At 40.8% G+C, this 3,735-nt stretch carries 4 protein-coding genes; 3 read left to right on the forward strand and 1 reads right to left on the reverse strand.

The genetic code is table 11. The features are described 5' to 3' along the window. The 3 genes from F6J94_RS31700 to F6J94_RS31710 form a co-directional block, all read left to right on the forward strand. Positions 1–1,058, forward strand: a 1,058-nt coding sequence (locus F6J94_RS31700; RefSeq protein ID WP_293047525.1) for a glycosyltransferase family 2 protein, incomplete at its 5' end; no start/stop codon positions are given. Positions 1,059–1,217: 159 nt separating this feature from the next. Then, complete coding sequence (locus F6J94_RS31705) at positions 1,218–2,207, forward strand: glycosyltransferase (RefSeq protein ID WP_293027997.1); 990 nt, start codon at positions 1,218–1,220, stop codon at positions 2,205–2,207. Positions 2,208–2,513: 306 nt separating this feature from the next. Further along, positions 2,514–2,708, forward strand: coding sequence for a hypothetical protein (locus F6J94_RS31710; protein WP_293047527.1), 195 nt, complete (start codon positions 2,514–2,516; stop codon positions 2,706–2,708). Between the two features lie 211 nt (positions 2,709–2,919). Here the strand turns inward: F6J94_RS31710 and F6J94_RS31715 are convergent, their stop codons facing one another. Further along, positions 2,920–3,174 carry a hypothetical protein gene (locus F6J94_RS31715; RefSeq protein ID WP_293047529.1) on the reverse strand — a complete coding sequence of 85 codons (255 nt, stop codon included), beginning with the start codon at positions 3,172–3,174 and terminating at the stop codon, positions 2,920–2,922. Between the last annotated feature and the right edge of the window lie 561 nt (positions 3,175–3,735).

Here is a 3,735-nt window from a genome sequence, read left to right on the forward strand (position 1 = left end):
TCCCTACTCCCTACTCCCTATTCCCTATTCCCTACTCCCTACTCCCTACTCCCTTTGCTAAAATGACTCAAATATCCTTAATTATTCCAGTTAGAAATAGGCAACACTATACTCAGAATATTCTGAGTCAAATTTTTCAGCAAATTCCTCAAGCAAATACCGATAATACCTCAGTCATTTCAGTCATCATAGTAGATGATGGTTCCACAGATGGCACCCGAGACATGATTAGACGTCAATTTCCCAATGTTTACTTAATTGAGGGAGATGGCAATCTTTGGTGGACAGGTGGAATTTGTCTCGGGATGAACTATGCCATAGATAAATTAGACTCCGATTACCTAGTGTGGCTAAATGATGATATTTCTCTGTCAGACAATTTCCTTAACAACCTGATTGATATTTGTCAATCTCCACTGTACAATAATACAATTGTTGGGGGTATTGTCCGGGATAAAACCTATTCCGATTGGATTGTGTTCAGTGGCATGCATAAAAAACAGCCAATTCGGAGTATGGATTATTTTGCGACAGCAGAAGCTAGGTCAGTCGATACCCTAAATGGTAATATAGCTATCATCCCCAGAGCAGTGGTCGATAAAATTGGATTTCCAGATGCTGATAGATTCCGGCATTACGGCGGTGACTTTGAGTTTGTTAGTCGTGCTCATAAATCAGGATTTAACGTGATTTTGTCAAGTAAACTCCAAGCCACTACTGATTATAATTTAAATGACTTGATTCGTTATATGCCCCCTTTACTACAATGGTATCTTCAACCGAATACAGCCAAAAGACTAGAGATTTTGAAAGGATTCACTAATTTAAAGTCAAATTATAATATCTGGCATATGGTCAATATAATTTATCAAAATTCAAAACATGTACCTTTCTGGAGGTATGCTATTTTATATGTTAGGCAAGTTATTAAACTGTTAGTCAGTGATTTTTTACTCAAGAGTCAAACTGAAACAACTCTCAAAAACTATTTGAAGCAGCAAAATGCTCCAGAAGAAACTATTAAGGGGCTAATGAACCATAGAACTAAATCAGTATAGCATTGTCAGCTATCAGCTATCAGCTATCAGCTATCAGCTATCAGCTATCATATTAAACTAAATACTTAAATTTTTTCCTACTCCCTACTCCCTATTCCCTACTCCCTGCTCCCTGCTCCCTACTCCCTACTCCCTTAATGTCAGAACCATGAAATTTAAATGAAGGCCAGCTTAATATCTATAATTATACCGGTTTATAATGACGAAAAAACTATCAAACAGACTATTCAATCTGTTTTAAATCAGACATTTACGGATTTTGAAATAATTGTCATTGATGATGGCTCCCAAGACTCGACAGGGGAAATAATTTATAGTATCAAAGATGTTCGATTAAAAATTTTTTCCTATCCCAATGCTGGTGTCAACTCAGCCCGTAATCGTGGATTATCCCATGCTTCAGGGGACTATATTGCTTTCCTAGATGCCGATGATCTCTGGCATCCAGATAAATTAGAGTTCCAGTTAAAGGCTTTAGAGGCAAACCCCCAAGCCGCCGTTGCCTATAGTTGGACAGATTATATCGATGAATCAGGTCAGTTTGTGCGGCGGGGTAACCATATCACTCTCAATGGTAATGTTTATCCTCAGCTCTTGCTAACTGATTTTTTGGAAAATGGTTCTAACGTCCTGATTCGTAAGAAAGCATTTGACACAGTTGGTCAATTTGATGAATCCCTAACCCAGGCAGAAGATTGGGATATGTGGCTGCGGCTCGCAGCTCGTTATCCCTTTGTAGCTGTACCATACCCACACATTTTATATCGAGTCTCAGCTAATTCAGCCTCTTCTGATACTTCCAAGATGGAAGCAGGTTGCTTACAAGTAATTGAACGAGCCTTTGCTGCTGCTCCTGATTCTCTACAATATCTGAAAAAGCACAGCCTCGCTAACCTGTATAAGTACCTAATTTTCAAGGCTTTTGAATCATTTCCAGAACGACACATAACCCTAGCCGCACTCCGATTTCTTTGCCATGCCCTCAGACATGATCCAACCTTATTACTGGCAAAGGTTACCTTAAAAGTATTGCTGAAAATTATCCTATTACTTATATTACCTGCTCCTCAGTCTACCGCATTACTGAATCGATTTCCAGGATTATTTAATACTAGCACTATTCTTGGATATCTGCGAACAGAACCTTAGAGCATCTTGGTTTTAGGGAGCTTCGGAGCAGGCAAGTGTGGGGAGATGGGGAGATGGGGAGATGGGGCAGATTTTTATTAAGGGTAATTATCCGGAGATGATATTAGTGATTGGCTCAAGACAATACTAATGGTGCGAGGTTTGGTGTTGATGAGCTGAGCCTGTTAATAACTTTCAACATAATAACCTTTAACATAAAATAGCAATTCTCTCTCCGATTAGGGACAAAGCGATCCCCCTAAATCCCCCTTAAAAAGGGGGACTTTGAGATTTATAAATGTACCTCATCAATGCAATAAACTAACCTTGGCCAAAAGGCCACGCTACGCGAACAACCTGCTAACCTTAAACACTAATAACCTTGGCCTTTTGGCCACGCTACGCGAACAACCTACTAACCTTAAACCTACTAACCTTAAACTTACTAACCTTCAACCTACTAACCTTAAACCTACTAACCTTAAACTTACTAACCTTCAACCTACTAACCTTCAACAATAATAACCTTAAACCTGCTAACCTTGGCCTTTTGGCCACGCTACGCGAACAACATACTAACCTTAAACCTGCTAACCCAAAAAAATAGCCGCAGAAATACTTTCCACGGCTAGGAATTTTCGCTTATGCACTCAATTTTATTACCAATCTGTTCGCTACGCGAACAGACCGGAGCCTTTGTCCGGGGGGGAAACCCCCCCAGAAATTTAAGGTGTTAACGCCAAATCCAGTATCTCCTCATCATCGTCATAAATTGCCCTGGAATTCCAGTGGGCTGAAGAGGACTCCACTCCGAAAGCTGTGCATAGCCCATGGCATTAAGGATATGCATGGTATGGCTTATTTGCTGGCGAGTTCCCTTCAGAATATACGGAACAAGGAATTCTTTTTCGGAAAACTCCTCAGGAGTAATCTCCGGAGTGATATCCTCTGGATTGTTGTCTGAATTTGGCAGAAAATTGTGATGCATAGTCGAAACAATGTTTTTAACTTAATAAATATAATCATAATGATTACTAACATATTTGTCAAGGGTTTTTAGAATTTTTTTTGAGGGATAATTTAAAGGAAACGAGGAAATCGGGAATCTGAAATCGGGAATCGGGAATCGGGAATCGGGAATCGGGAATCGGGAATCGGGAAAATATCGGAAGCGTTCGCGTAGCGTGACATGCAGGTCAATCGCGTAGGGTGACATGCAGGTCAATCGCGTTTTTTTTTAATTAAAATTACCGATAAAATCGGTTAGCTAAAATTGTAATAACAAGTTAGCGTTAGCGTAGCGTGACATGCAGGTCAATCGCGTAGCGGCTCTTTGCTGAGCATCGCGTTTTTTTTCGGAGTAATATTACCGAAAGCTTCGACAACAGTAAATTTGTAAAATCTGAAGTTCCCTACTCCCTACTCCCTACTCCCTACTCCCTACTCCCTACTCCCTACTCCCTACTCCCTCCTCCCTACTCCCTACTCCCTACAGCTCGGAAGCGCACCCGTCTGCCCTCCCGTCCCGCAGCCGGCCTTCCCTCGTCTG

The organism is Moorena sp. SIO1F2, assembly GCF_010672755.1.
In the GTDB taxonomy this organism is placed as follows: Bacteria; Cyanobacteriota; Cyanobacteriia; order Cyanobacteriales; family Coleofasciculaceae; genus Moorena.